Genomic DNA, 25,630 nt, shown 5'->3' on the forward strand with positions numbered 1-25,630 from the left:
TTCGTTCCTCGCGAGGTTGGAGGGTCCTGTGCACAGGATACCGCCCCTACCCCGGGGGCCAAGCCGGAATTCGCCGGCGGCGATAAAAAACCGGATCCGACCAGCTCCCACAGGAGCGGCCGGATCCGGCCTCGCGTTCCCGATCCTCGTGGACCGGTATCGCCCAGGGTCGCCCAACCCCGGGGATTACTGGAAAGTCACCGAGATCGTGTAGGGCAGAGAGGCCGGGGTGCCGCCGGTGGGCACGGCGGTGGTCCGGTCGACCGTGAGGCTGGCCCCGATCTCGAGGGCTTCGGTATTGGCGGCCATGGTGCGGGCCTGGGGGACGGCGCCCTCGGCGCCGGCGTCGGCCCAGTCGGCGGTGAACGAACCCAGGAGCAGGCCGGTGGGCATGGCGCCGGCGGCGCAGTTGACGGTGATGTCCACGCCGGTGTTCGAATCCACCTGCAGGATGGCCTGGCTGATGTTGGTGTTGTCGTAAACCAGGTTGCTGGCGTCGGTGTAGGTGCCGTCGGCGGCCGAGATGACGAGCACGCCGTTGTTCAGCACGATGACGCCGAAGTTGAGGGAGGTCGTCTGGGTGAGCGTGATGCCCTCGATGATGTCGACGACACCATTGGTCACCAGATCGACGGCGGCGGCCGGAAGGGCGAAGACCAGGCCGAGACATAGGAACGCAAGAAAGGTGCGCATGTGCTGCTCTTCTCGCTGGATGGTTCGTGCCCTGAACCCACCCAGGATATCGGCACCCGCATGCGGAACCTTGAGGAAAAAATTGCCGCCCGGAAGAGTTTGCCGCTACGGCACGGCCTCCAGGAGGCGGAGCAGGCGCAACGAGACCTCGTCGCGGTCGGCGTGGAGCACCACCAGGTGGCGGTCGTCCACGAAGAGGCGCTGGTCCAGCTCGGGGTCGAACTCGCCACGGATCACCAGCTGGCGGAGGCGAAGCCCCTCGGGGTCGTAGACGTCGACGTGGGCGATGGTGCCCTCGGCGGGGCCACGGCCGCCCAGGTCGAGGTCCACCCAGAGGTTGCCGTTGTCGGCCAGGCGGAGGCGCGCCACCACCGGGGCGGTGTCGCGCAGGACGACCTCGTCGCCGGCGTAGCGGCGGCGGGTGAGCTGCTCGAGCGCCTGCCGGCGGCCGAGATCGTCGCGCCGGACGAGCGGGTAGTCGTCGCGGCCGAAGTCGGGCAGGCGGGTGCCGTCGTGGCCGTAGTGGGCGATACGGTAGCGGTCGCGCTCCTCGGCGACCCAGACGCCGCCGCGGCCGTCGGGGGCCCAGCGGGCGGCCCAGACGAAGTAGAGGTCGCCCTCGGCGAGGCGGCCCTGGCCGTCGCGCGGCGGCTCCTGGTGGATCTGGTGCCAGACCGGCGTGCCGAACGTGCCGTCGAGGTCGGCCGGGGCGATCCAGTGGTTCTCGGTGATGCCGCCCTGCTCCAGCGCCATCACCGTCACGTAGGCCATGACGCCGCCGGGGTACTGGACCGTGTGGGGCATGCCGACGTAGCCGCCGCGCGCGCCCAGGGTGTTCTCCATGGTGAGCTTGCCGCCGGGGTCGCCGTCGGGCTGGAGCCAGACCACGCAGGCCGGGAACATCTGGATCAGACCCACGCGGCCGTCGTCGGCCAGGAGTAGGCCGCGGGCGTCGCGCGACTCGCCGGGGCCCTCGCCTTCGCGGCCGAGGGTGCGCAGGTAGCGGCCATCGGCGCCGAAGACCTTGAGGTCCTTGTTCTTGTAGTCGACCACGCAGAGCCGGCCCTCGTGATCCCAGCCGGCGGCCACCAGCAGGCCGCCCAGGAGGTAGTCGGCGGTCTCGCCGGAGACTTCCCAAACGGTCTCGCAGCCGATCTCGTGGACGGGCGTGTCCTGGGCCCGGGCGGCGACGGCGATGGCGAGGATGACGAACAAGAGTGACAGGGCGCGGATCCAGGTCATGCGGGCCATTCCCCCTCGGTTGAAGTCAGGATTCTATCGTGGCCCCGGCGGTGATTCAACAGATGTCCTCGGCGATCGTGCGTGCTAGGCTCGGCGGCACACCACGCCGAACCCCGGGAACGACCGATATGTCGCTGGCCTTGCACCCGCTGCCCCTCTGCGAACCCACCCTGCCCGCGGTGGCCCGCTGGCTCCTGTCGCACCGGCCGGATCCCGCGCCCGAAGCCCTGGCCGCTGCGCTGGTCCTGCTGCCCTCGACCCGCGCCTGCGGCCAGCTCGGCCACGCCCTTCTCGAGGCCTCGGGCGAGGCCGCCATCCTCCTGCCGCGGATCACCACCCCGGGGCGCCTGGCCGACGAACTGGCCGCGGCCCTGGGCCTGGCCGACGACACCCTGCCCGACCTCGCCCTGCGCCCGACCTTGCTCGCCCCACGGCTCGCCGCTCTGGACTGGCTCCGCCAGCGCCCCGAGGCGGCGGCCGGGCTCGCCGCCGAGCTGGTGGCGCTCTTCGACGAGGCGCGGCTGGCCGGTCTCGCGTCGCTGGTCCTGGCCGGCGAGGACGACACGATCCTCCTCGGCCACGCCGAAACGGGGGGCGAGGAGGTGCTGCAGACCGACCTCGAGCGCATCCGCCAGGCCTGGCAGCTCTATCGCGAGATCCTGCCCGCCGACCAGATCGACCATCGGGTGGCGGCCATGGCCGCGGCAACCCACCAGTGGCCCGGCGAGCCGCCCAGCCTGTTGGCCGCGGCGCACCTGGGCCGGCTGGACCAGGTCACGGCCGACCTGCTGGCCGGCCTGTCAGCCAGCGGCGTGCCCGCGCACTGGCTGACCGTGGCGGCGGACGATGATCGTGCGCCGTTGCTCCTGGCCACCTACCGCGACCCGGGCGCGCCGTCGCACCCCCTGGCCGGGGTGCGCGCCCTCGCCCAGAAGCTCTGCGCCGAGGTCCCGCCGATGGAAATCCCTCCCGGGAGCGACCTGCCATCACGCCTGGCCGACCTGGCCGGCGCCCGCGCGCAGCTCGCGCCCGGAGGTCCGCTCCGCCTGCTGGCCTGCCACGACCCCGAGCACGAGAGCCGGGTGGTGGCCGCCGCGGTCTGCCAGGCACTGGCAGGCGCCGAGACCGCGCCGGCCATCGTGGTCGCCACGCCCGATCGCGACCTGGCCGCGCGCCTGGCCGCCCAGCTCCGCGACGCCGGCATCGACGTGGATGACACCCGCGGCCGACCCCTGGCCAGCCTGCCCGCCGGCCGCCTGCTCCGCGACCTCCTGCGCACCGTGGTGGCGGGCTGGCCCTTCGGCCCGCTCTTCGAGGTGCTCACGCATCCGTACGTGCGCCTGGCCGAACGCGATGCGCGGCCGAGCCACGCCGTGTTGGTTCAACTGCTCGAGGCGGCGGTGCGGCGGGCGGGCCGGGCGCGCGGGGGGCTCGCCGCGCTGCGAGCCGCGGCCGCCGAGGACGACCGCGTGCGCGGCCAGGCCTGGCTCGATCCGTTCGTCCAGCAACACCTCGAGGGCGCCTTCGCGCCGCTGACGCGCCTGGCCCACGGCGAACCGGACTGGGCCGCGGTGCTCGCCGCGGTGCGCTTGGTCTGGTCCAATCTGGCGCCGGACCGCCCGCTGGGCGGCGTGGCCGATCCGCGTGGCGACCACGACGATCTGGGCGCGGTCGACGGCCTGCTCGGGGCACTCGAACAGGCGGCGCCCCGGCTGCCCGACGCGCCGCTGGCGACCATCACCGCCGCGCTGAACGACCTGGCCGCCGATCCGGCCCACGAGGTCCGCCCGCACCGTCAGCGCCACCTGCCGGTGCGTCTCATGGGCCTGGTGGAGGCGCGGCTCGAGGATGCCGACCAGGTGTTCCTCGCCGGTCTCGCCCAGGACGTGTTCCCCGGCAGCCTGGCGCGCCCGCTCTTCCTGGCCGACCGCGTTCGCCGCGGCCTGGGCCTGCCGCACTGGCGTGAGCGAGCCGGCCGCGACGCCGAGCTCTTCCTGCGCCTGCTCCACGCGGCGCCCCGCGTCACGTTCACCTGGCCCAGGGAGCGCGAAGGCCGGCCCAGCCTGCCCTCGCCGCTGGTCCAGCGCCTGGCCATGACGGCGCCCGAGGAGCCCGCGGTGGCCGACGAGTCGGTGCTCTACCGCCGGCGCTTGCCGGCAGCCGATGCGCTGGCCGCCGGAGAAGCGGCCCATCGCGCCGAGCCCGAGCCCGTGCCGGCGCCCGCGGTGCCCCGGCCCTCGCGCCTGAGTCACACGGCCATGCAGCGCTACCGCGACTGCCCCTACCGCTTCCTGCTGGCCAACGTCCTCGGACTGCGTCGCCCCGATCCCCTCGACGCCGCCTTCACGCCCCAGGACCTGGGCAACCTGGCCCACACGGTCATGCAGCGCTGGCTGGACCCCGCCGGTCCGGCGCTCCCGGCGCTGCGGGAAGGCGATGTCGCCACCGCCCGGCGGCTGCTGGAGGAGATCGCCGAGACGGTCTTCGCCGAGCGCGGCCGCGACCTGCCGGGCAGCGCGGTGGCCCTCCGCGGCCTGCTGGCCCTGGCGCCGGCGCTGGCGGACGCCGAGGTCGAGCGCGCGGCGCTCTGGCGGCCGGCCGCGCTGGAGGCGTCGTTCACCATCAGCCTCGCCGCCGCCCGCGCCTGGCTGATCGCGGCGGGCGAGGACCCGCCACCGTTGCCGGACCACCTGGCCGAGGTGCCGCTCCAGGGCGCCATCGACCGCATCGATGTCCGGCGCGACGGCACGCCGCTGGCCGCGGTGATCGACTACAAGACCGGACAGGCGCCCACCCGGGCGAGTGTCCACGACGGCCGCCAGCTCCAGCTCACCCTCTACGCCCTGGCCGTGGAGGCGGGCGAGGTGGCGGGCCTCGCGCCACCATCCACAGTCGGCGCGTGGCAGCTCGACAACGGTGGCTTCTACATCCTGCGCGCCCGCGATCTCGGCCTCAAGCCCCTGCTCCAGGACCGGGCCGACCTCGCGATCGGGGTGCGCCTGATCCTCGCGCAAGCCCTGGCGATTCTCGACCCCGACGTGCCCTTCGCCCTGGTCCCCGACTGGCAGGTCGAGGACGCCGCCGGCAGCCTGCCCTGCCGCACCTGTGAATTCCGCGGCATCTGCCGCCTCGAGGAACGCGACGCCACGCCGGCGCTGGCCGCGCGGGTGGCCGCGCTGCTCGCCGAGAGCCCGCGGAGCGTGTCATGAGCGAGGCCGTGCAGCGCGCCCGGGCGATCCAGCACGCGGCAGCCGACCCCGGACGGTCGGTGGTGCTCGAGGCGGCGGCGGGGTCGGGCAAGACCAAGGTGCTGGTGGACCGCTTCCTGCGGCTGTGCCTGACCGGACCGGGGGTCGACCCGCGTGCGGTGCTGGCCATCACCTTCACGCGCAAGGCCACCGTGGAGATCATGGCGCGGCTGCAGGCCCAGGCGCGGCGGCTGGCCACGCGGTCGGGGGAAGATCTCGAGACGGCGCTCGCCGACATCCTGGGCCGTGCCCCAGCATCCGGCGAGCTCGCGCGGGCGGCCTGGTTCCACGAGAGCCTGCTCGAGGATCCCGCGGGCCTGGGGGTGGACACGCTGCACGCGTTCTGCCAGAAGGTCCTGGGCCGGTTCGCCGCCGAGGCGGGACTCGACCCGCGCTTCGCGGTGCTCGACGAGCGGCAGGAGGTCGAGTACCGCGCCGAGGCCCTCGACCGTCTCGAGCTCGAACTCGGCGCCGAACCGGAAACCGCCGCGGCCTACGCCACCATGACCGGTTCGGTGGCCGGAGCCCGGCAGAAGATCGCGGGCCTCTTCGGTCGCCGGGTCCACCTGCAGCGCTGGCTCGACCGCGTGGCGCCGCCGGCCGCGTCGGCGGCCGGCGCCCTCGCCCGCGAGCTGACGCCACTCACCGCACGTCTGCTGGCCGATCTGCGGCGTGCCCTGCTCACCGGCACGCCGTGGCAGGACACGGACCCGCCCGATCCGGCCGCCCTGGCGCCGCCGCTCGCCGATGCGTTGCGCGAACTGGCCGGCCCTGGGCTGGCCGCCGTCGCCGCGGTGGACGCCGGGCTCGGCCTCACCGCGGGATTCCGCAAGCAGCACGACCAGCTCCAGGCCGACCTCCTGGCGACGGCGGACCAGCTCGACCGCGACCCGGCCACGCTGACCGCCCAGGCCGACGCCATCGCGACCAGCCTGCTCACCAGCGACCGCAAGAAGCTGCGCACCTTCCACGGCCGTAAGGAGACCAAGGACGACCGCCAGCAGGCCTTCGCCACCGCCAGCCGGCCGGTCCTACAGCTGGTGGCGCTGCCGCCGCTCCTCGAGCTGCTCGACCGTAACCGGATCCTGCTCGGCTGCACCCTGCGCACCCTCGACCTCTACGCCGCGGCCAAGCGCCGCGACCGCGTGGTCGACTTCCAGGATCTGGAGTACCTGGCCTTGCGGCTGCTCAGCGATCCCCGCACCGGCCCACAGGTCCACTTCCGCCTCGACGCGCGCCTCGACCACCTTCTGCTCGACGAGTTCCAGGACACCAACCGCAACCAGTGGGACCTGCTGCTGCCGCTCCTCGTGGAGATCCTCGCCGGCGGCGAGGCGGCGCGCACCGCGTTCGTGGTGGGCGACGTCAAGCAATCGATCTACGGCTTCCGCGGCGCCGACCCCGCGGTGTTCGGCGCCGCCGCCGCGCTCCTCGCCCGGCAGGCCGGCTCCGAGGCGCTGCTGCGCCTGCCCACCAATTTCCGCAGCCTGCCCGCCATCGTCACCACGGTGGCCGACCTCTACCAGCGGGAGCCGCTCCGGGGTTTTCTCGGCGCCGAGGCGGCGGGCGCCCGCCAGGACACGGCGCGCATGGTGGATCCGGGCCGGGTGGTGTTCGTCGAGCCCTTCGCCCGCGACGCCAACGCCGGGGGCCATGACCGCGCCGCCGCCGCCGCCGTGGCCCTGGTCCAGAGCCTGTTCGACGGCGCGGTGGAGACCTGGGATTGGGACCCCGCCATGGGCCGGGACCGCCCGCGCCCCCTGCGCCATGACGACATCCTGATCCTCGCCCGCAACAAGACTCACCTCGCCAGCTACGAGGCGGCCTTGCGCCGGGCGAGCATCCCCTTCACGCCGGCGGGTCGGGGGTTGCTGGCGCGCAGCCGCGAGGTCCAGGACGTGCTGGCGCTGCTGCGCTGGCTCAGCTATCCGGCCGACGACATCGCCGCCGCCACGGTCCTGCGTTCGCCCTGCTGCCGGCTGGACGAGGGCACGGTGCAGACCCTGCTGCAGGCCCGGCTGCAGCGCCCTCGCCGCGACCTGCGCGAGGTCCTGCGCCGCGAGGGTGTCGCGCACGGGCTCCAGGAGCTGGTCGAGCGATTCGAGGGCTGGTTCCGCCTGGCGGGCCTGTTGCCCCTGCACGACCTCCTGCGCCGGATCTTCCGCGAGGGCGAGCTGCTCGAACGCTTCGAGACCGCCGGCGGCGAGCAGGCGCGCTACAACCTGCTTCGCCTGCTCGATCTGGCCCTGGCCGCCGAGGCGCGCGGGGGCAGCCTGCGCGACTTCGTGGCCGAGCTCGACCAGGCCGACCGGCTCGGCGGCGAGGAGGAGGGGGCGCTGCCGGGGGAGATGGGCACGGGCCGGGTGCGCGTGATGACGGTGCACGGGTCCAAGGGGCTCGAGGCGCCGATGGTGATCGTGGTCGACGCGGCGGTCCCCCTGCGGGATGCCACCGAGGAGCTGCTGCTGGCCGAGGCCACCGCCGACGGCCCCTGGGTCCACGACGTGCAGCGCGCGTTCTACGAGGGGCCACAACTCCCCGACGGCTCGCGGCTGCCGGGACCGCTGGCCGCCCCGCGTGACGAGGCGCTGGCCCGGCTCCATGCCGAGGAAGCGCACATCCTGTACGTGGCCCTGACCCGCGCGCGAGACCGTCTCTACGTGATCGGCGGCCTCAACGACCGTCAGGGCGCCGACCGGTCCGGGCGCAGCTACCTGGGCTGGCTCGATCAGGCCGATTCCGAGCCGGTTGACCGCGCTGTGCGCTGGCGATCCCCGGACGATTTCGCCGCCGAGGTGGCGGCTGCGGGCCTGGTTGCGGTCGCCAGCGCCATGGCGGAGGCGCCGCGCGACCGGGCAGCCCGCAGCCTGGCCCGGCTGCGCGCCTGGACGCCTCCGGTGCTGGCTCCGCGCTTCCAGCAGGTCAAGCCCTCCCAGCTCGACGACGATCGCCGGCGCTCGGCCGAGCGACGCGATGACGGCGCCGCGATTGCGCCGTTGCCGGTCGACCGGGACACGCCGGCCACGCGCCGCGGCACGCGGATCCACCGCTGGCTCGAGCACGCCTGTCGGCTGGGTCGAATGCCCGCCGCGCCCCGCGACCCCGTCGCCCACGAGGAGTGGCGCGAGGCCGAGACCACCTTCCAGAACGACCAGCTGGCCTGGATCTTCCATTCCACGGTCCATGGCGGCACCGGTCTCAGCGAGGTGCCGGTGCTGCATCGCCTGCCGGGCGCCGGGCCCGAGCGCCGGGTCACCGGCTTCATCGATCGACTGGTCATCCGACCCGAACGCGTGGACATTGTCGATTACAAGTCGAACCGACTGGACGACGGCGAGCTGGCCGCCCTGGTCGACCATTACCGGCCGCAACTGGCGGCCTACGGCGAGGCCCTCGCCCTGCTCTATCCGGATCGCCGTGTGCGGTGCTGGCTGCTCTGGACCCAGCTGGCCGCGGCGGGTCGACCTGAGGCCCTCACGGAGGTGATGCTGTGACCACCGGCCTGGCGATCCTCTTCGTGGTCGGCTTCGGATACCTGGCGGTGGCGTTGTGGTTCGCCATGCGTCAGGACCAGCTCTTCTTCCAGCCGAAGCGTGGCCTGGCGGCGACGCCCGACACCGACGGCCTGGTTTTCGAGGACCTGGCCCTGACCACCCCCGACGGGGTCAGCCTCCACGCCTGGTGGTTGCCGCGCCCCGCGGTGCCGGCGCCCGACCTTCCCGGCACCGCGCTCACCGTCCTCTACCTGCACGGGGCCAACACCAACCTGGGCGACCGGGTGGACGCGCTGCGCTACTGGCACGACCTGGGGTTCGAGATCCTGGCGCTCGACTATCGCGGGTACGGCCGCAGCAACGGCCGGCCCAGCGAGACCGGGCTCTACACCGATGTGGAGACGGCCTGGCACTGGCTGACGAACCGCCGCGACGTGCCCGCCGACCACGTCCTGGTGGTGGCCGAGAGCATGGGGGCGAGCCTGGCCACCCACCTGGCCGCGCAGGTGCAGCCGGCCGGCCTGGTGCTCGAGGCCGGCTTCACCCGCGCGGCCGACGTGGCGGCGCGCCGCTACCCCTGGCTGCCGGTGCGCCAGCTGATCCGCATCCAGCTCGCCAGCGAGGATCGGATCGGCCGCATCCGCTGCCCCAAGCTCCTCATCCACAGCATCGACGACCGCACGGTGCCGTTCACCCTGGCGCGCCGGCTCGAGCGTCGGGCGGCACCGCCGCGCGACCTGCTCAAGATCCGCGGCACCCACGCCCGGGCCTGCCTCGAGGGCGGCCCCCGTTTCCATGCCGGTCTGCGTCGCTGGCTCGCCGGACTGGAGACCCGCGACGGGGTGGCCTGAAGGCGGAAAACGAGCGGCCCCGCCACCCTGGGGTCGCGGGGCCGGATCTTTCGCTCCGGGGCGCCGGTCTACTTCTTCTTCTCGAGTTCCTCGCGCATCTTGGCGAGCTCTTCCTTGAGGGCCTGCAGTTCCTTCTGCATCTCCTCGACCTCCTGGCGCTCCTCGTCCTTCAGCTTGCGCAGCTCCTGCAGCTCGAGGGTGGGCGGCACGGTGCCGCTGTGGAACTCGTAGAACCGGGGGTGCGAGGGGTCGCTGGGGTCGCGCGGCATGAAGAGGTGGAGGTTCTCGGCGATCTTCAGCTTGCTGGGCATCTCGCTGAGGGTGACCTCGTATTCCTTCTTGCGGCCGTCGCGCACGACCTTCACCTGGATGGTCTCGCCCGGATCGGTGTCCTCGAGGAATTCGTGGAGGTCGCTACCGCTGGCGATACGCTCGTCGTCGAGCGCCACGATGCGATCGCCGGCGCGCAGGCCGGCCTTCTCGGCCGGGCCATCGTCCACCAGCTCGTCGATCACCACCCCGGGTTCGTCCTCATCCTCGGTGGGGACGATGCCCAGGAAGCCGCGGTCCATGGCGGCCAGCCCCAGACCGTCGATGGTGATCTGGTGATTGCCGTCCTCGTCCTGCCAGTGGAAGACCTTGCCCTCGCTCTCGGCCTTGGACCAGGCCTGGACGTTCTTGTCGCTGTTCTTGTCGGTCCAGACCGTGAAGCTGCGCTTCTTGCGCTCGCCGAGGGTGACCATCAGGTCGCGGCGTTCCCCCTGACGTAGCACGGTGATCGCCACCTCGTCGCCGGGCTCGTGATTGTGGATCGCCCGGGAGAGCCCCTTGAGGCCCTCGATCTGCTCGCTGGCGATGGCGATGATCACGTCGCCGGCCTGGAGGCCGGCCTCGTCGGCGGGCGAGTCGGCCACGACCTCGTCGATCAGCACGCCCTGGCCCTCGTCGAGCTGCAGGGCCTTGGCCATGCTGGGGCTCAGGCTGGACATGGTGATGCCCAGGTAAGTGTCGCCTGCACAAGCAATTCCGGTAGTCAGTACCATGGCGAAGGCCATGGCCGTGAGGCGCTTGCAGAGGTCGCTCATGATGCTGCCTTTCGCTCCGCGGAACCCAGCGGGGGATAAAATCAACCGGGTATAGAACGTCCGGGGCGGCAAATGGTTGCATGTCGGTTTGAAAAAATCACTCCCGGATCAGGGGGCGGATCAGGGGGCAGCGGCCGTTCAGGCCAGCGCGAAGCTGTCCTCGAGCATGATGGTCAGCTCGGCCAGCATGATGTCGCGGACGTCGAGGAGGTTGGCTTCCTCGGTCCCCGCGAGGTTCAGCGAGGCATCCTTGTTCATCCCCACACCGAGATGCCGGCAGGCCAGGTCGGACATGCGGATGATCAGGCCCAGGGTGTGGTGGGGATCGACGACCTCGTCGTGATGGTGCAGGACCACCGCCTGGTAGGCCGTGGGCAGTCCCCAGTGAGCGAGCAGGGCGGCACCGTGCTCACAGTGGCCGGCCTCGAGGATCTCCCGGATCACCGGTGCAGGGATGGCGCGGTCGATCCGGCCGGCCTGGATCAGGTCGTCGCAGACCCGGACGAGCAGGAGCTTGCCCACATCGTGGAGCAACCCGGCGATGAAGCATTCGCTCTCGAGTTCGCGATAGCCCAGCTTGCGCGCCAGCCAGCGCGAGGCCAGCGCCACGCCCAGCGAATGCTGCCAGAGGTCGGGCATGTAGCGGGCGAGATCCTCGTCACGGACCAGGTAGTTCTGTTTCTCGGTGGCGGCGATGGCCAGGCGGACCACCTCGGGCCCGCCGATGCGGACCACGGCCTTGCGCACCGTGGCCACCTCGGAGAGGCCGCCGTAGAACGCGCTGTTGGCAACGCGCAGGACCTCGGCGGTGAGGGCCTGGTCGGATTCGATGAGGTCCAGGATCTCCTGGATGTCCCAGTCGTCGCAGCCCAGGATCTGCTGGAGTTGCTGGGCGGTCTGACTGCGCGGGGGCAGGGATACCTCGTCCGCGGCGATGGCCTGCTCGATCATGTCCAGGAGGGATAGCTTCTCGCTCATGTGCGGACTCCCAAGAGACGGTGCAATTCGGCCACGGGGCGAGGCTTGTCGAGCCGCGGCAGGGTGCGGATGATCTCCTCGAACGAGGTCTGCCCCTGGGCGGCCTTGACGATCCCGTCCTCGAGCAGCGAGACCAGACCGGTGCTCTCGGCGCAGATGCGCCGGATCTCGAAGCTGGTCCGGCGGTTGATCAACGCGTCGCGCACCGGTTCGTTGAGGATGAGGATCTCGAAGACCCCGACCCGCCCCTTGTAGCCGAGGAAGTTGCAATGAGGGCAGCCGGTCCCGCGGCGGAACGCGAGGTCGCGGGTCTCGGCGGGGTTGTAGCCGAGGCGCCGGATCTCGTCGGCGGCCAGACGATGCTCGACGCCGCATTCGCCGCACACCCGTCGCAGCAGGCGCTGGGCGACCACGCAGACCACGGTCGAGGAGATGAGGAACGCCTCGATGTCCATGTGCAGCAGGCGCAGCAGGCCGCCGATGGAGTCCTCGGTGTGGAAGGTGGTCAGGACCTTGTGTCCGGTGAGCGCGGCCTGGATGGCGGTGTCGGCCGAGAACTTGTCGCGGATCTCGCCGATGACGATCACGTCGGGATCCTGCCGCACGATGTGGCGCAGCGTCTCCTCGTAGGTGATGCCGATCTTGGCGTTGATCGAGCACTGGTTGATGCCCTCGATCACGTATTCCACCGGGTCCTCGGCGGTGATGATGCTGGTGTTGGGGCTATTGAGGTAGTTGATCGCCCCGTAGAGTGTGGTGGTCTTGCCCGAGCCGGTGGGGCCGGTGACCAGGGTCACGCCGCTGGGCACGTCGAGCACGTCGTCCTTGAAACGCTGCAGCGTGCGGGGCTGCATGCCCACCTCGGAGACGTCGAGCAGGCGGCTGCGGTTGTTCAGGAGGCGCAGCACCACCTTCTCGCCGAAGACCGTGGCGTAGAACGACACGCGCAGGTCGACCTTGTTCGCGTCCTTCTCGTACAGGATCCGGCCGTCCTGATGACGGCGGCGCTCGGCGATGTCGGCGCCGGCCATGATCTTGATGCGGCTGGTGAGCGGGCGGGCCATGTCCAGCGGCAGATCCTCGCGGGGGATCAGCACGCCATCCTGGCGCATGCGGACGCGCAGGCGGTCCTTCAATGGCTCGATGTGGATGTCGCTGACCCCGTCGTCGAGGGCGGTCTGGATCAGCGCGTCGACCTTGCGCACCACCAGATTCTCGTTGATCTGGGGACGCGCCGGACCCTCGGCGACCATGCTGCCCAGCGCGTCCTCCACGGCCTGGCGGCGCGCGATGGCCAGCGTGAAGCTGCCGCGGACCAGGACCTGGAGCTCGGCGTGCGGCGGCGCGACCAGCGGGTCCTCGAAGACCAGCAGCAGACCGCCGCCGTCGTCGCGGACCGGGACGCAGCGCAGCTTGCGCAGGGTGGCCGGCCGCAGCCGTTTCACCAGCTGCTCGTCGTAGAGCAGGCGGTCGTTGCGGAGGTAGGGCAGGCCGAGCTGGACGGCGATGATCTCGAGCAGCGTGTCCTCGCCCAGGAACGCGTTGTCCACGAGGACCTGGCCGAACCGCTGGTCCGGTTGGGTCCGGTGCAGCGCCAGGGCGGCCTGCAGATCGCTCTCCTTGAGCACCCCCAGCTCGTACAGCAGGTCGCCGAGGCGGATGTCGAGGCGGCGGGCCTGGAGGGTCTGCCGGACCTGTTGCTGATCGACGAGCCCCAGTTCCTGTAGCACTGCGACCAGTGGCCGCTGGCCCGTGAGCTTGGCCTGGACGCGCAGGGCATACGCGAGCTGTTCCGGCGTGATCTGGCCCTCCTGCACGAGCAGGTCGGCGATCAGGGTGCCGGCGGTGGGGGCCTTGTCGACGATCTCGGTCATGACGACTCCGGGCTTGAGGAACCTGGGGTTTCTCAGTCCGGTTCGGCAGGAAGGCGCCCGGATTTAGCGGAAACGCCGATCAGGGGCCCGTCAGTCCCCCGCCGCCCGCGTCTGCAGCGGCTCGGTCTCGCCCACCGCGAGGACGAACTGCAGCAGGCGGTCGATGCGGAAGCGGCAGACGGCGCCGCCGGGTTGACCGGCCGCGGGCAACTCGCCGCGCAGCGCCTCTCCCGCGAAAGGCAGCACGTAGGATACGCCCTGGCAGCCGTCGGGCAAGCTGTCCGGAGCAGGCTGCCCCGCCAGGAACATGACCTGCACCGGTAGGAGGCCGCAGAACCGTACCAGCGAGGCCTGGGCGGCCGGGGGGAGGTCTTCGCCCAGGGGCAGTCGCCAGCCGCGGTTGCCGACGATGCGCAGCGCCCGCCGGTAGGGCAGGCGCGGGTGCCCGTGGGTGAGGGCTCCGTCGAGACGGGTGACGTTGGTGCCGCCGATCAGGTCGGCCGACAGACGCCGGACCACCCGCTTGAGGCCGGCCTCGATGAAGTCGCAGAACCAGGTGAGGTCCAGGTCCGTGCTGCGCAGGATGCGCTCGTCGGGGTCGGCGCCGGTCTCGAGCTGGAACCCGTGGTCGGCGGCCATGGCCTCCAGTTCGTCGGTCAGGGCCTGACGAACCTGACGGAGCCGCCGGGGCGTGGGAGCGGAACCGGGGGCGCGGTCGAGGCCGCTGCGGGGGATGGAATCGCTGGTGCAGTGCATGGGGACCACTCCTTCTGGCGCTCGCTGTCGCCAATTAAAGGGTGCTGTCGGGCAAAAAAAGACCCCGTCGCATCGTGGCGATGCGTGGGGTGGTTGTCGGTGCGCGTCGCGGATCGGTCACGTTCTTCCTTCCGGGCTCACGGGCCGCGCTTAAAGGAACAGGGGGACATTAACAGGAGCGGGCGGATCCGTCAACCTTCGGGGACCAGGCGGACGTTGTCGATCTGGAACGCGGCCGGACCGTCGGGGCGGCGGAGGTAGATGGCGAGGCCCAGGATCTCCTGGCGGGCGAGGGGGCGGGGATCGCGGTGGGTGGCCAGCGTGGCCAGGTCGAGCTCGATGGTCTGCCAGGCGTGGTCGACGGTGAAGAGCTTGATGGTGTAGTCCCGGGCGTACCGGCCGGCCCGGTCCTCGATCCATACGCCGAGGCGGAGCTCGGCGGGTGCGGGCGGCACCAGGCGGCATTCGAAGCGGAGCCGGTCGTAACCCCGCCAGTCGTAGGGCAGGCGACGGCTCATGGCGCCCGGGTCCTCGCCCTTGCCGTCGTGGTCGATCTGCAGCACCTGGCTGCCGGTGGACACCGTCACCAGGGAGAGCAGGCCGCCCTTGTGCTCGCGCCAGAGGATCAGCGATCCGGGGCGCTCGAAATCGGCCAGCACGGGGAACTCGCCGTGCTGGAGTTCGACCTCGTGGGCGAGGCGCGGCAACTGGCGGAGCGGCCAGACCACCGCCGCCACCAGGGCGATGGCGGCCAGGATGGCGGGCCAGCGCAGGCGGGGGCGGCGGGCCAGGACGAGGCAGGCGCCAAGGGCCACCCCCTGGGCGTCCTGGTACCAGTCGAAGAGCGCGAACGAGCGGTCGGCGAGGATCTGCAGCCCCTCGGTGGCGAGGCCGAGGGCGAGCAGGACCGCGATCACGCGCCAGAGCTTCCCGGCCAGGGGGCCCCAGCGGTGGAGCAGGAGCGTGAGGGTCAGGAACAGGACCGTGTGGTAACGGTCGCCCAGCGAGTCGATGAGCACGTTCTTGCGCAGCTCGATGGGGATGCCCACGAACAGGGGCACCAGCAGCACGATGAGCGCGGCGGCCAGCAGGTGGGGCGGACGGGGTCTCGGTGGTTTCCTCATGATGGCGACCAAGGTAACACGAAGGGCCGCCGCCGCCCGTCGGTACGGTTCATCGGTACCCCGCGGCATGCAGCTCCGTGACGTTCTCGAACGGGCCGGCGGGCTTCAGATACCGCGCCAGGAAGCGGTAGATCCGCAGGCGGATGGTCTGGGCCTCGCGCGTGTCCAGCCGATCGAAGCTGTGGCCACCGGCGATGTCGAAGATCTCGTACTCGAAGTCCTTGCCCTCGGCCTTGAGCGATTTGATCAGGTGCTCGACCTCCAGGACGTTCACGTCCTCGTCGCCCCGGTTGGTGAAGATCAGCAGCGGGGTCTCGAGCTTCTCGGCGTTCCAGGCCGGTGAGCGGCGCTTGTACTCCTCGATGTTCTCCTCGATGGTCTGGCCGATGTGGTATTCCGCCGAGTAGAGCGCGGCGTAGTCCTCGCCCAGGTAGCCGAGGCGGGCGATGAGGTCGGAGACGGGCACGCCGGCGTAGCAGCAGGCGTAGTCTTCGGGGTGGCGGAAGACGTTCATCAGTCCGATGAGGCCGCCGTGGGACCAGCCGATCATGCCCACGCGGTCGGCGTCGATGAAGTCGTAATTCTCGAGCATGTACCGGCGGCAGGCGTGGGCGTCCTCGGTCTCGCGCCCGCCGTAGTCGATGTTCTCGTAGAAGCCGCGGCCGTAGCCGGTGGAGCCGCGGTACTCGGGAGCCACGATCACGTAGCCCTGGGCGACCAGTTCGCGCACGATGTGGGTGTAGTAGGTGGTGAAGTCGCCATGGACACCGCCGTGGGGGAAGACCAGCAGGGGCGCCTGGCGCGAACGGTCGAGCCGGTGGGGGATGAACACGTAGGCCCAGAACTTGAGCGGCTGGCCGGCGCCGATGGCGGTCTCGCTCGCTTCCTTCCAGCGCGGCGGGCCCCAGAGGCGGACCTTGTCGATGGCGGCCACGTCGCCCACCCGCTCGAACCAGAGGACGTCGTCGATCTTCTTCTGCAGGACGTCGAGATCATGGCCACGCGACTCGAGAGTGCCCTGGACGCCGGTGAGCTGGTCGGAAAGGTCCTGGAGGGTGATGGTCTCCTGGGCGACGGCGGGCGGGACGGCTGCCAGCAGCAGCAAGACGACGACGGCGGAGCGGATCATGACGGGACCTCCGGGGCGTGTTGGTGTTCTGCCTGGGGAGCATAGCGGAGGCGGCCCCGGCGATCCACACTGCAGAGAACCTTGGCGAGCTTCCTCCGTAGACGATATCCTTGGCGCTGGCCCCCCGGCTCCCATGACACCCGTACGCAGCGAGAGGCGACCCATGCGGCTCACGACCACCCTGGCCCTGCTCATGCTCCTGATCCTGGCGACCGGCTGCCAGGACGGCGGCGGCGAGACCGCCCAAGCCCAGGGACCCGGCCCCCAGGGCCGTCCCCAGCTGCCCCCGGCGCCCGTGGCCGTGGCCGTAGCCGAGGTCGGATCCATCGCCAGCTACTACCGCGCCACCGCCAGCCTCGAGGCCGAGAAGGAGGCCGAGGTGCTGGCGCGCGCCGAGGGTCTGGTCCGCGAGATCGTGGCCGAGGAGGGCGACCGCGTGCCCGCCGGCGGGCTGCTGCTGCGCATCGAGAACGACCAGTACCGCTATCGGCTCGAGCAGGCCGAGTCCAGGACCCAGCAACTCGCCGCGGCGTTCGACCGCATCCAGGAGATGCGCCAGGAGGAACTCGCCACCGAGGCGGAATACGAGACCGCCCGCGCCGACCTGGCCAGCGCGCAGGCCGACGAGGGCCTGGCGCGCCTCGACCTCTCCTACACCACCGTCACCGCTCCCTTCGCCGGCGTGGTGACCCAGCGGCTGGTCGACGCCGGCCAGAACGTCAGCGTGGGCACGCCGCTCTACACGGTGGTCGACGTGGACCCCCTCCTGGCCCGGGTCCACGTGCCCAGCCGCGAGTTCCGCGAACTCGCCCTGGACCAGACCGTGGAGCTGGTGCTCGACAGCTCGCGCGATCGCCTCCAGGGCCGCATCACGCTCATCAGCCCGATCATCGACCCCGCCAGCGGCACCATCAAGGTGACCGTGGAGGTACCCGACCATCCCGCAGACACCCGGCCCGGCGACTTCGCCGAGGTGCGCATCGTCACCGAACTGCGTCCCGAGGCGGTGCTGGTGCCGCGCACCGCGGTGGTCTCCGAGAAGGGCGAGAGCGTGGTCTACGTGGTGGCGGAGGACGAGGGGACCATCGCCGCGCGTCGCGTGGTGGAGGTGGGCTTCACCGACCGCGACCATGCCCAGATCCTCGACGGCGTCACCGCCGGAGAGCGGGTGGTGGTCAAGGGGCAGCGTTCGCTCAAGCCGGGGCAGCCGCTCAAGATCCTCGAGGGGCCGGGCGCCGAGGCGACGGTCGACCATCGCGGCCAGGGGCAGGACGCCTGATGCGCGCGATCATCGACCTCTCGGTCCGCCGGCCCGTCTCGGTGACCATGGCGGCCATCGCCGTGGTGGCCTTCGGCTGGGTCGCCCTCGAGCGCCTCTCCATCGAGTTGCTGCCCGACATCAGCTACCCCTCGCTGGTGATCCAGACCGAGTTCCCCGACACCGCACCCCAGGAAGTGGAGAACCTCGTCACGCGGCCCATCGAGGAAGTGGTGGGCGTGCTGCGCGGACTGACCACCATCCACTCGGTGAGCCGCGCCGGCATGTCCGAGGTGACCCTGGAATTCGACTGGGGCAGCGACATGGGCATGCTCTCGCTCGAGGTGCGCGAGAAGCTCGACCGCCTGCTGCTGCCCGACGGCGCGCTGGATCCGCTGGTCCTGCGATACGACCCGAGCCTCGACCCCATCGTGCGCCTGGCCTTCTCGGGCGACGAGGACCTCACCGTCCTGCGCCGCATCGCCGACCGCCAGCTCAAGCCCGACCTGGAGACCGTGCCCGGTGTCGCCTCGGCCCAGATCAAGGGCGGCCTAGAGGAGGAGATCGAGGTGGCGGTGGACCAGGGGCGGCTGGCGGCGCTCGGCATCCCCCTCAGCCAGGTGCGCGACGCCGTGGGCGCGGGCAACCTGAACCTGCCCGGCGGCGCGCTCCGCGGCCGCGACGAGCAATTCCTGGTGCGCACCATCAACGAGTATCAGGACGTGGACGAGATCGCCGACATCGTGGTCAACCACCAGGATGGCCGCGCGGTGCGCGTGCGCGACGTGGCCGAGGTCTACTGGGGCGCCAAGGAGCGCGAGGAGATCACCCGCGTCGACGGTCGCGAGTCGGTGGAGATCGCCATCTACCGCGAGGGCGACGCCAACACCGTGGCCGTGGCGCGCGACCTGCACCGCCGCCTCGAGACCTGGCGCCAGGGCAAGCTGCCCGAGGGCATGAGCCTGGACGTGCTCTTCGACCAGTCGGTCTTCATCGCCCAGGCCATCGCGGAGGTGCGCAACGCCGCGCTGCTGGGCGGTCTGCTCGCGGTGATCGTGCTCTTCCTGTTCCTGCGCCACGTGCGCTCGACGTTGATCATCGCGCTGTCGATCCCGCTGTCGGTTGTGGCCACCTTCATCCTGCTCTACCAGCTCGACATCTCGCTGAACCTCATGTCGCTCGGCGGCCTGACCCTGGGCATCGGCATGCTCGTGGACAACTCCATCGTGGTGCTGGAGGCCGTGGCCCGGCGACGTCAGCAAGGCCTCTCGCTGGCGCGCGCCGCGGTGGAGGGCGCCAGCGAAGTGGGCGCTGCGGTGACCGCCTCGACGCTGACCACGGTGGCCGTGTTCCTGCCCATCGTCTTCGTCGAGGGCATCGCCGGCCAGCTCTTCCGCGACCAGGCGCTCACGGTCACCTTCTCGCTCCTGGCCTCGCTGCTGGTGGCGGTGTCGCTCATTCCCATGCTCAGCGCGCTGGGCGGTGGCCGCGAGGATCGCCAGAGCGCCGCCGAACCCGCCGACGACGAGGCCCTGACCGCCGGGGACCGACGCGGCCTCTTCACGCTGGGGGCCATGAGCCGGCTCTACGACCACCTGCTCGAGAGCGCCGTCCACCGCCGCGTGCTGACCCTGCTGGTGGCGGCGGGCCTCTTCGCCGTCAGCGTCTGGGGCGCCGGCGGCCTGGGCGTGGAACTGATCCCCGAGTTGAGCGAGGGCGAGTTCTTCTTCGAGGTCCTCTTGCCCGAGGGCACCAGCCTCGCCGCCACCGATCGCGTGCTGCAGCGCATGGAGGCCACCGCCTCGCAGACCGAGGGGGTCGCGCTCGACTACGCCACCGTGGGTAGCCGCTCGGGGGCCGGCGGCGTGACCACCAACACGCGGGCCGAGAACCTGGGCCAGCTCAACGTGGTCCTGACCGACCGGACCGACCCGGCGCTCGAGCTGGCTGTGAGCGAGGAGCTCCGCCGTGCTTACGCCTCCATCCCCGACCTCGAGATCGAGTTCGGCCGTCCCGCCTACTTCACGCTCAAGACGCCGGTGGAGGTCCAGCTCTTCGGCGAGGACCTCGAGCTCCTGCGCGAATACTCGCTCGACGTGGCCAGGCGCCTCGAACGCGTGCCCGGCCTGGTCGACGTGCGCTCGAGTCTCGAGGCCGGCAATCCCGAGCTCCAGGTGATCTTCGACCGCGACCGCCTGGCCTCGCTGGGCCTGGATATGGCGTCGCTCTCGCAGGCGCTGCAGGACCGGGTCCAGGGCGCGGTGCCCACCCGTTTCAAGGAGCAGGACCGGCAGATCGACATCCGCGTGCGCAATCGCGAGGCCGATCGCCGCAGCCTCGAGGACGTGCGCGCGCTGGTGGTGCCCGGCCCCGACGGCGCACCCCTGCGCCTGGTCAGCGTGGCCGACGCGCGGCTCGACCGCGGTCCCGCCGAGGTCCACCGCCTGCAGCAGCAGCGCGCCGCCGTGGTGGGCGCCAACCTCGAGGGCCGCAGCCTGGGCGGCGCGGTGGCCGACGTGCGCGCCGCGCTGGCCGACACGCCGCCTCCCGACGGCATCACCGTGGAGCTGGGCGGCCAGAACGAGGAGATGGAGGTGAGCTTCCGCAGCCTCCGCTTCGCGTTGACCCTGGCCGTGTTCCTGGTCTACCTGGTCATGGCCGCCACCTTCGAGAGCTTCCTGCATCCGTTCATCGTGCTCTTCACCATCCCGCTGGCGCTGGTGGGCGTGGTGGTCGCGCTGGTGGCGACCGGCACCACCGTGACGGTGATCGTGCTCATCGGGGCGGTGATGCTGGTGGGCATCGTGGTCAACAACGCCATCGTGCTCATCGACACCATCAACCGCTATCGCCGCGGCGGCCTGCCGAAGCGCGAGGCGGTGATCCGCGCCGGCCACGCGCGCCTGCGCCCGATCCTCATGACCACGGCGACCACCGTGCTCGGTCTCTTGCCCATGGCGCTCAGCTTCGGTCAGGGCAGCGAACTGCGTTCGCCGCTGGCGATCACCGTGGCGGGCGGCCTGCTGCTGTCGACCCTGCTGACCCTGGTGGTGATCCCGGCGGCCTATGCGCTGGTGCCCTCGCGGGTCCAGGCCGGCGGCGACCGCTGACCTGTGCAGATGGCGGGGAATTGGTTATCTTCCCCGGCGTACGATCACGCCGGTGTGGAGACCACGGCCGGCGCACCCAGGAACGAAATCGCGAAAGGTCCGACCATGGAGTCCATCGTCGACATCATCAAGATCGCCATCGAGAACGAGGTGAAGGCCAAGGTCTTCTACGGCAAGGCCGGCGAGCTGGCCAGCGACGGGGAAGCCCAGATGGTCTTCATGGAGCTGGTGGAGATGGAGGACCAGCACGCCCGGCGGCTCGTCGACAACTTCGGCGAGCTCATGCGGCGCGACGGCGTGGACGCCGAGGCGTTCCTAGCCGATCTCGAGACCGACACCGAGAAGACGCTCGGCGCCGAGGAGGTCAAGCTGCTCGAGGACGCCGACCTGCGGCCGGTGATCGACTTCGCCATCCAGATGGAAGCCCAGGCGCGCGACAACTACCTGGCGCTGGGCCAGCGGGTCGAAGACGGCGAGCTGCGCGAGTTCTGCGAGGAGCTGGCCGCCGAGGAGCAGCGGCATTTCGACCAGCTCACCGAGGCGCGCATCGGGGTCGATACTCCCATCGACGAGCGGCCGGCGCTCTAGACGGCTGCGGACGAGCGACTTGCGGGCCGGGACGGCTAACGGTTGTCCCGGCCCGTTCCTGCTTGTAGGATCGGCGCAGCGGCATCGAACCACCATGCCGTGAGGACCCCGTCCCGGGAGTTTCGCCATGAAGAGAAACGCCGTCGCGCTCGTCGCTGCCTGTCTGCTCCTCTTGCCCCTGGTGGCCGGCGCCGTGGTCGAGCCCAAGACCGAGACCGAGTATCCGGACCAGCTGAGCGTGGATCTGGGCGGCCAGGAGGCGGCGCTCACGGCCACCGGCGTGGGGCTGCGCGAGAAGACCATCATGAAGGTCGATGTCTACACCATCGTCTCCTACGTGCAGGCGGGTGCCGCTCTGGGCGACGATCCCGGCGCGCAGCTGCGGGCCCTCGACGTGCCCAAGCGCATCCAGATGGACCTGCGCCGCGGGTTCAGCCGCGAGAAGCTGGTGGACTCGTTCAAGAACGTCATCGACAAGAACTACGATGACACCGCGCCCTTCGCCGCCGAGCTCGAGACCTTCATGGCCTACTTCGATCGCGACGCCCAGGAGGGCGACCGCATCGTCTTCGACTACGCGCCCACGATGGGTGTCACCACCACGCTCAACGGCGAGGTCAAGGGGACCATCGCCGGCACCGCCTTCATGGAGGCGCTCTGGACGGTGTGGTTCGGCGAGAAGCCGGCTGACGGCGGGCTCAAGAAGGCGCTGCTGGCGGCGCTCTGATCACGGGAGGGAGCATGCTCAGGTTCTGGATTTGCCTGGGAGTCGCCCTGGCGCTGACCTTGGCGGCCGGCGCCGAGACGACTCCGGTCACCGCGCTGGTGATCATCGACGTGCAGGATTTCTACTTCGCCGACGGATCGCTGCCGCTGGTCGACCCCGAGCTGGCCAGCGGCAACGCCGCGCGGCTGCTCGCCCGCTTTCGCGAGCAGGGCGATCTCGTGGTCCACGTCTGCCACCAGGCGCAGTCCGGCATGGCGATCCATGCGGAGGTGGCCCCGCGCGCCGGTGAGACAGTGATCACCAAGCGCCAGGTGAACGCATTCCGCGACACCGAGCTGCTCTTGGTCCTGCAAGAAGCCGGTGTAACGCGGCTGGTGCTGGCGGGGATGCAGACCCACATGTGCCTGGAGGCTGCGGTGCGGGCCGCCGCCGATCTGGGCTTCGCGTGCGTGGTGGTGGGCGACGCCTGTGCCACGCGCGACCTCACCGAGAACGGACGTACCGTGACGGCGGCCGACGTGCACGCTTCCACCCTGGCCACCCTGCGGGCGTACGCAGAGGTCACCGATACGGCGACGTTCCTCGCGCCTTGACCACGGCCTGAGAGCCTTTAGCGACCGTTGGTGGCGGCCAGCAGGTTCTGCCAGCCGGTGACCAGTTGCAGCCGATCGCTCACCCGATCCTGGAGCGGGCGCTGCAGGAGCAGGTTGCCCGTGGCCGGGTCCACGTCGAAGGTCCGTTGCAGGTCCACCTCCAGGCCGCTGGTGATGGTCGCGGTCTCGCCGATGACCAGACTGGTCCCCACCGCCGTGAGCCGGGTGGCCAGGAGATTGCCGGTGGAATCGAGGTAGTAGATCCGTTCGGCGTCCGGTGCCCAGGTGGGATGCGACCCGGTGGCGCTGGAGATCCGGTAGCGGCCGCCGCCGGCGGTCAGCGACTCGACGAAGACTTCGATCTCACCGGTCTCGTCGGAGACATAGGCCAGCCACGCGCCGTCGGGCGAGAACACCGCCTGCCCCTCGTTGAAGGGCGTGTCGCGGAAGACCTGGATCGAGTCGGGACCGTCGCGGTCGTACACCCAGATGTCGAAATCGCCCGAGTCGTCGCTGGTGGTGAACAGGAGCTGGCGGTCGTCGAAGGACCAGGACGAGGGGAAGCAGCCGTTCCTGCGCTCCACCAGGATCTCGGCCCGGCCGGCGCCGCTGGCCTGCTTGTGGAAGATGGCGCCCGCCGAGTTGGGCGAGGAGGCCGAGTAGGTGATCCAGCGGCCGTCGGCCGACCAGATCGGGGTCATCTCGGACTCGGCCTCGAAGGTGAAGCGCGCGCCCACGTCGCGGTCGGGTTCGTAGGTCCAGATGTCGAAGGTGCCCGCGCGTTCGTCGGCCTGGGAGACGGCCACGCGCGAGCCGGTGGGGGAGACGCTCATGCCCTGGGGGCTGATGACCGTGCTGCCCAGTTTGCCGAGCTCCTGGCCGTCGGGATCGAGCCACAGCAGCTGCGAGAGGCCGAAGACCCCCCCGCCGGCCACGTAGGTCAGCACGCCGGCCGCCGTGGCCGAGAACACGCCCACGTGCGCCGACTGCAGCGCCAGCACGCCGCCCAGCAGGGGGCGCGGCGGGCCGGTGAACTCCAGCGATTCCCAGGAGAACGGACGGCTCATGAGGTTGCCCTCGTGGATGTGCAGCAGGAGGTCCTCGGTGTAGATGGCGTTGGTCTGCGAGGGCATCAGCTCGCGGTCCACCGAACCGTCGAGGCTGCCGAGGCGCAGCACGGTCTCGTTGCCCGACTCGCGCGCGGCGTTGGCGTGCCGCCAGGAGAGGTAGACGAAGTGCTCGCCGTCGGGGAGCCAGCAGGGGAAACGATGCGACCGCGCCAGCGAGTCGGCCTCGAGCGAGGTCACGGGCATGGCCTCGCCGCCGCTGGCGTCGACCCGCAGGATCGGGCTGACGTGGGTGGGCGCCAGGAGGATGATGTCGTTCCGGTGCCACGAGCCGCCCTTGCCGTTCTCGGCCGGGCAGATGGGGACCACCGGCCCGCCGGCGATGTCGACGCGGTTGAGGTCGTTGTCGGCGAAGAAGGCGATCTCGCGGCTGTTCGGCGCCCAGAACGGGTAGGCCGCGCCCTGGGTCCCGGCGATGCCGTGGGCCTCGGTCTCGCCCAGGTTCTGGACGAACAGCATGATCCGCCCGGTGGAGTCGAGCCCGGAATAGGCCAGGGTGCGGCCGTCGGGGGAGATGACCGGGGGGCCCGGGCGCGCCGGGTTGAGATGGAAGGTGGTCTTCTCCGGCAGCGGGATCTGGGCCCGCACCAGCGGCGGCGGGGCCGGTCGGGGGCCGAGGTGGCCGCTCATGCCCATGGTCAGCACGCCGCCCAGCAATACCGCCAGTACGGCCACCAGGATCCAGGGCAGCGGCTGGTGGCGGGAAGGCCGCGGCGGCGGAGCCGGCGCGATGCCCGAGCCGGAGCCCACCGCCAGCACCGACGACGAGCCGTCCTCCAGCGCGATCCGCACCTCGCCCACGTCGCGCAGCCGTAGCTGCGGGTCCTTCTGCAGGCAGCGGCGGATGAGCTGCACCAGCACCGGCGGCGTCTCGGCGGGCAGCTCGGCGAAGTCGGGCTCCTGGCGCAGGATCGCGGCCAGCACGTCCGAGCCGGTCTCGCCGGTGAAGAGCCGGCGGCCGGTGAGCATCTCGAAGAGGATCACCCCGAAGGCCCAGATGTCGGTGCGCCGGTCGACCTCGTAGCCGCGGGCCTGTTCGGGGCTCATGTAGGCCGCGGTACCCAGCACCGTGCCCGCCATGGTCAGCTCCTGGGGGCGGGTGGCCTGGGTCATGGCGGGACTCGACCCGAGACCCGACCCCTCGGTGATGCCGGTGTAGGCGCGGGCCAGGCCGAAGTCCAGGATCTTCACCCGGCCGTCGGGGCCCACCTTGATGTTGGCCGGCTTGAGGTCGCGGTGCACGATGCCCCGCTCGTGGGCGAACTCCAGGCCGCGGGCGAGCTGCCGCGCGATCCGCTCGACCTCGTCCACGTCGAGCGGGCCGGCCTCCAGGCGCCGGCTGAGGTCCTCGCCCTCGGCGAGTTCCATGACCAGCACCGGCTGGCCCTCGCATTCCTCGATGCCGTAGATGCTGGCGATGTTCTGGTGCTGGAGCGACGCCAGGAGCCGTGCCTCGCGCTCGAAACGGCCGAGGCGGTCGCGGTTGCCGGAGAGGTCGGCGGGCAGGATCTTCAGGGCGACGTCGCGTTCTAGCCGGCTGTCCCGAGCGCGGTAGACCTCGCCCATGCCGCCGCGTCCGAGCAGGGATTCCACGTGGTAGGGACCGATGGTCTCGCCGAGCATGAGGGACCCTTCGTTGAAAGAGGAAAATTATTGTCCTCATTCTAGGCTCAGGCGGCTCGGACGGCAATGGGCGGCCATGCGGGCGATTGAAGAAGGATGAAACTAATCTGATAAAGATGGTGTTGGACGA

General features: G+C 71.0%; 17 protein-coding genes. 8 read left to right on the forward strand and 9 right to left on the reverse strand.

The annotated features are described in order from the left end of the window. Positions 1–186 precede the first annotated feature (186 nt). Complete coding sequence (locus IFSED24_RS00005; protein ID WP_491333167.1) at positions 187–693, reverse strand: hypothetical protein; 507 nt, start codon at positions 691–693, stop codon at positions 187–189. 105 nt (positions 694–798) lie between these two features. Continuing rightward, positions 799–1,935, reverse strand: coding sequence for an NHL repeat-containing protein (locus IFSED24_RS00010; protein WP_491333168.1), 1,137 nt, complete (start codon positions 1,933–1,935; stop codon positions 799–801). 128 nt (positions 1,936–2,063) lie between these two features. On the opposite strand from IFSED24_RS00010, the gene IFSED24_RS00015 reads away from it, so the two are divergent. The 3 genes from IFSED24_RS00015 to IFSED24_RS00025 are packed head-to-tail and all read left to right on the forward strand — an operon-like array spanning position 2,064 to position 9,528. Beyond that, complete coding sequence (locus IFSED24_RS00015) at positions 2,064–5,144, forward strand: PD-(D/E)XK nuclease family protein (protein ID WP_491333169.1); 3,081 nt, start codon at positions 2,064–2,066, stop codon at positions 5,142–5,144. Continuing rightward, positions 5,141–8,677 (forward strand): UvrD-helicase domain-containing protein, encoded by a 3,537-nt coding sequence (locus IFSED24_RS00020; RefSeq protein WP_491333170.1) that lies wholly within the window; start codon positions 5,141–5,143, stop codon positions 8,675–8,677. The genes IFSED24_RS00015 and IFSED24_RS00020 overlap by 4 nt, the downstream gene beginning before the upstream one ends. Further along, positions 8,674–9,528 carry an alpha/beta hydrolase gene (locus tag IFSED24_RS00025; RefSeq protein WP_491333171.1) on the forward strand — a complete coding sequence of 285 codons (855 nt, stop codon included), beginning with the start codon at positions 8,674–8,676 and terminating at the stop codon, positions 9,526–9,528. The genes IFSED24_RS00020 and IFSED24_RS00025 overlap by 4 nt, the downstream gene beginning before the upstream one ends. A 68-nt stretch (positions 9,529–9,596) precedes the next feature. Here the strand turns inward: IFSED24_RS00025 and IFSED24_RS00030 are convergent, their stop codons facing one another. The 6 genes from IFSED24_RS00030 to IFSED24_RS00055 form a co-directional block, all read right to left on the reverse strand. Continuing rightward, a complete protein-coding gene (locus tag IFSED24_RS00030) occupies positions 9,597–10,613 on the reverse strand; it encodes a PDZ domain-containing protein (protein WP_491333172.1) in 1,017 nt (338 codons plus the stop codon). Between the two features lie 138 nt (positions 10,614–10,751). Then, on the reverse strand, positions 10,752–11,591 hold the full coding sequence (locus tag IFSED24_RS00035; protein ID WP_491333173.1) for an HDOD domain-containing protein: 840 nt from the start codon (positions 11,589–11,591) through the stop codon (positions 10,752–10,754). Next, on the reverse strand, positions 11,588–13,465 hold the full coding sequence (locus IFSED24_RS00040) for a GspE/PulE family protein (RefSeq protein ID WP_491333174.1): 1,878 nt from the start codon (positions 13,463–13,465) through the stop codon (positions 11,588–11,590). Before IFSED24_RS00040 ends, IFSED24_RS00035 begins: the two co-directional genes overlap by 4 nt. Positions 13,466–13,555: 90 nt before the next feature. Further along, positions 13,556–14,221, reverse strand: coding sequence for a hypothetical protein (locus IFSED24_RS00045; protein ID WP_491333175.1), 666 nt, complete (start codon positions 14,219–14,221; stop codon positions 13,556–13,558). A gap of 191 nt (positions 14,222–14,412) precedes the next feature. Continuing rightward, positions 14,413–15,345 carry a hypothetical protein gene (locus IFSED24_RS00050; protein WP_491333176.1) on the reverse strand — a complete coding sequence of 311 codons (933 nt, stop codon included), beginning with the start codon at positions 15,343–15,345 and terminating at the stop codon, positions 14,413–14,415. A gap of 49 nt (positions 15,346–15,394) precedes the next feature. Further along, entirely contained in the window at positions 15,395–16,474 is a 1,080-nt protein-coding gene (locus IFSED24_RS00055; RefSeq protein WP_491333177.1) for an alpha/beta hydrolase family protein, read from the reverse strand. A 163-nt stretch (positions 16,475–16,637) separates the two neighbouring features. Here IFSED24_RS00055 and IFSED24_RS00060 point away from each other — a divergent pair, with 163 nt between their 5' ends. The 5 genes from IFSED24_RS00060 to IFSED24_RS00080 all read left to right on the forward strand — a co-directional run bounded on the left by IFSED24_RS00060 (position 16,638) and on the right by IFSED24_RS00080 (position 22,750). Further along, positions 16,638–17,753, forward strand: coding sequence for an efflux RND transporter periplasmic adaptor subunit (locus IFSED24_RS00060; RefSeq protein WP_491333178.1), 1,116 nt, complete (start codon positions 16,638–16,640; stop codon positions 17,751–17,753). Then, positions 17,753–20,842 (forward strand): efflux RND transporter permease subunit, encoded by a 3,090-nt coding sequence (locus tag IFSED24_RS00065; protein ID WP_491333179.1) that lies wholly within the window; start codon positions 17,753–17,755, stop codon positions 20,840–20,842. Before IFSED24_RS00060 ends, IFSED24_RS00065 begins: the two co-directional genes overlap by 1 nt. Positions 20,843–20,947: 105 nt before the next feature. Next, complete coding sequence (locus tag IFSED24_RS00070) at positions 20,948–21,430, forward strand: hypothetical protein (protein ID WP_491333180.1); 483 nt, start codon at positions 20,948–20,950, stop codon at positions 21,428–21,430. 127 nt (positions 21,431–21,557) lie between these two features. Continuing rightward, positions 21,558–22,157 carry a chalcone isomerase family protein gene (locus IFSED24_RS00075; protein WP_491333181.1) on the forward strand — a complete coding sequence of 200 codons (600 nt, stop codon included), beginning with the start codon at positions 21,558–21,560 and terminating at the stop codon, positions 22,155–22,157. A gap of 14 nt (positions 22,158–22,171) precedes the next feature. Continuing rightward, a complete protein-coding gene (locus IFSED24_RS00080) occupies positions 22,172–22,750 on the forward strand; it encodes a cysteine hydrolase family protein (RefSeq protein WP_491333182.1) in 579 nt (192 codons plus the stop codon). Positions 22,751–22,767: 17 nt separating this feature from the next. Here IFSED24_RS00080 and IFSED24_RS00085 read toward each other — a convergent pair whose 3' ends face one another. Next, on the reverse strand, positions 22,768–25,500 hold the full coding sequence (locus tag IFSED24_RS00085) for a protein kinase domain-containing protein (RefSeq protein ID WP_491333183.1): 2,733 nt from the start codon (positions 25,498–25,500) through the stop codon (positions 22,768–22,770). Positions 25,501–25,630: the final 130 nt, after the last annotated feature.

The organism is Candidatus Latescibacter sp. IFSED24 (assembly GCF_058273205.1).

What these genes read in the sequence shown, in the direction of transcription:
- IFSED24_RS00020 (WP_491333170.1), top strand. Translation starts at nt 5,141, where the DNA reads ATGAGCGAGGCCGTGCAGCGCGCCCGGGCGATCCAGCACGCGGCAGCC.
- IFSED24_RS00005 (WP_491333167.1), bottom strand. Translation starts at nt 693, where the DNA reads ATGCGCACCTTTCTTGCGTTCCTATGTCTCGGCCTGGTCTTCGCCCTT.
- IFSED24_RS00075 (WP_491333181.1), top strand. Translation starts at nt 21,558, where the DNA reads ATGAAGAGAAACGCCGTCGCGCTCGTCGCTGCCTGTCTGCTCCTCTTG.
- IFSED24_RS00060 (WP_491333178.1), top strand. Translation starts at nt 16,638, where the DNA reads ATGCGGCTCACGACCACCCTGGCCCTGCTCATGCTCCTGATCCTGGCG.
- IFSED24_RS00085 (WP_491333183.1), bottom strand. Translation starts at nt 25,500, where the DNA reads ATGCTCGGCGAGACCATCGGTCCCTACCACGTGGAATCCCTGCTCGGA.
- IFSED24_RS00080 (WP_491333182.1), top strand. Translation starts at nt 22,172, where the DNA reads ATGCTCAGGTTCTGGATTTGCCTGGGAGTCGCCCTGGCGCTGACCTTG.
- IFSED24_RS00015 (WP_491333169.1), top strand. Translation starts at nt 2,064, where the DNA reads ATGTCGCTGGCCTTGCACCCGCTGCCCCTCTGCGAACCCACCCTGCCC.
- IFSED24_RS00065 (WP_491333179.1), top strand. Translation starts at nt 17,753, where the DNA reads ATGCGCGCGATCATCGACCTCTCGGTCCGCCGGCCCGTCTCGGTGACC.
- IFSED24_RS00055 (WP_491333177.1), bottom strand. Translation starts at nt 16,474, where the DNA reads ATGATCCGCTCCGCCGTCGTCGTCTTGCTGCTGCTGGCAGCCGTCCCG.
- IFSED24_RS00040 (WP_491333174.1), bottom strand. Translation starts at nt 13,465, where the DNA reads ATGACCGAGATCGTCGACAAGGCCCCCACCGCCGGCACCCTGATCGCC.
- IFSED24_RS00030 (WP_491333172.1), bottom strand. Translation starts at nt 10,613, where the DNA reads ATGAGCGACCTCTGCAAGCGCCTCACGGCCATGGCCTTCGCCATGGTA.
- IFSED24_RS00050 (WP_491333176.1), bottom strand. Translation starts at nt 15,345, where the DNA reads ATGAGGAAACCACCGAGACCCCGTCCGCCCCACCTGCTGGCCGCCGCG.
- IFSED24_RS00035 (WP_491333173.1), bottom strand. Translation starts at nt 11,591, where the DNA reads ATGAGCGAGAAGCTATCCCTCCTGGACATGATCGAGCAGGCCATCGCC.
- IFSED24_RS00045 (WP_491333175.1), bottom strand. Translation starts at nt 14,221, where the DNA reads ATGCACTGCACCAGCGATTCCATCCCCCGCAGCGGCCTCGACCGCGCC.
- IFSED24_RS00070 (WP_491333180.1), top strand. Translation starts at nt 20,948, where the DNA reads ATGGAGTCCATCGTCGACATCATCAAGATCGCCATCGAGAACGAGGTG.
- IFSED24_RS00010 (WP_491333168.1), bottom strand. Translation starts at nt 1,935, where the DNA reads ATGACCTGGATCCGCGCCCTGTCACTCTTGTTCGTCATCCTCGCCATC.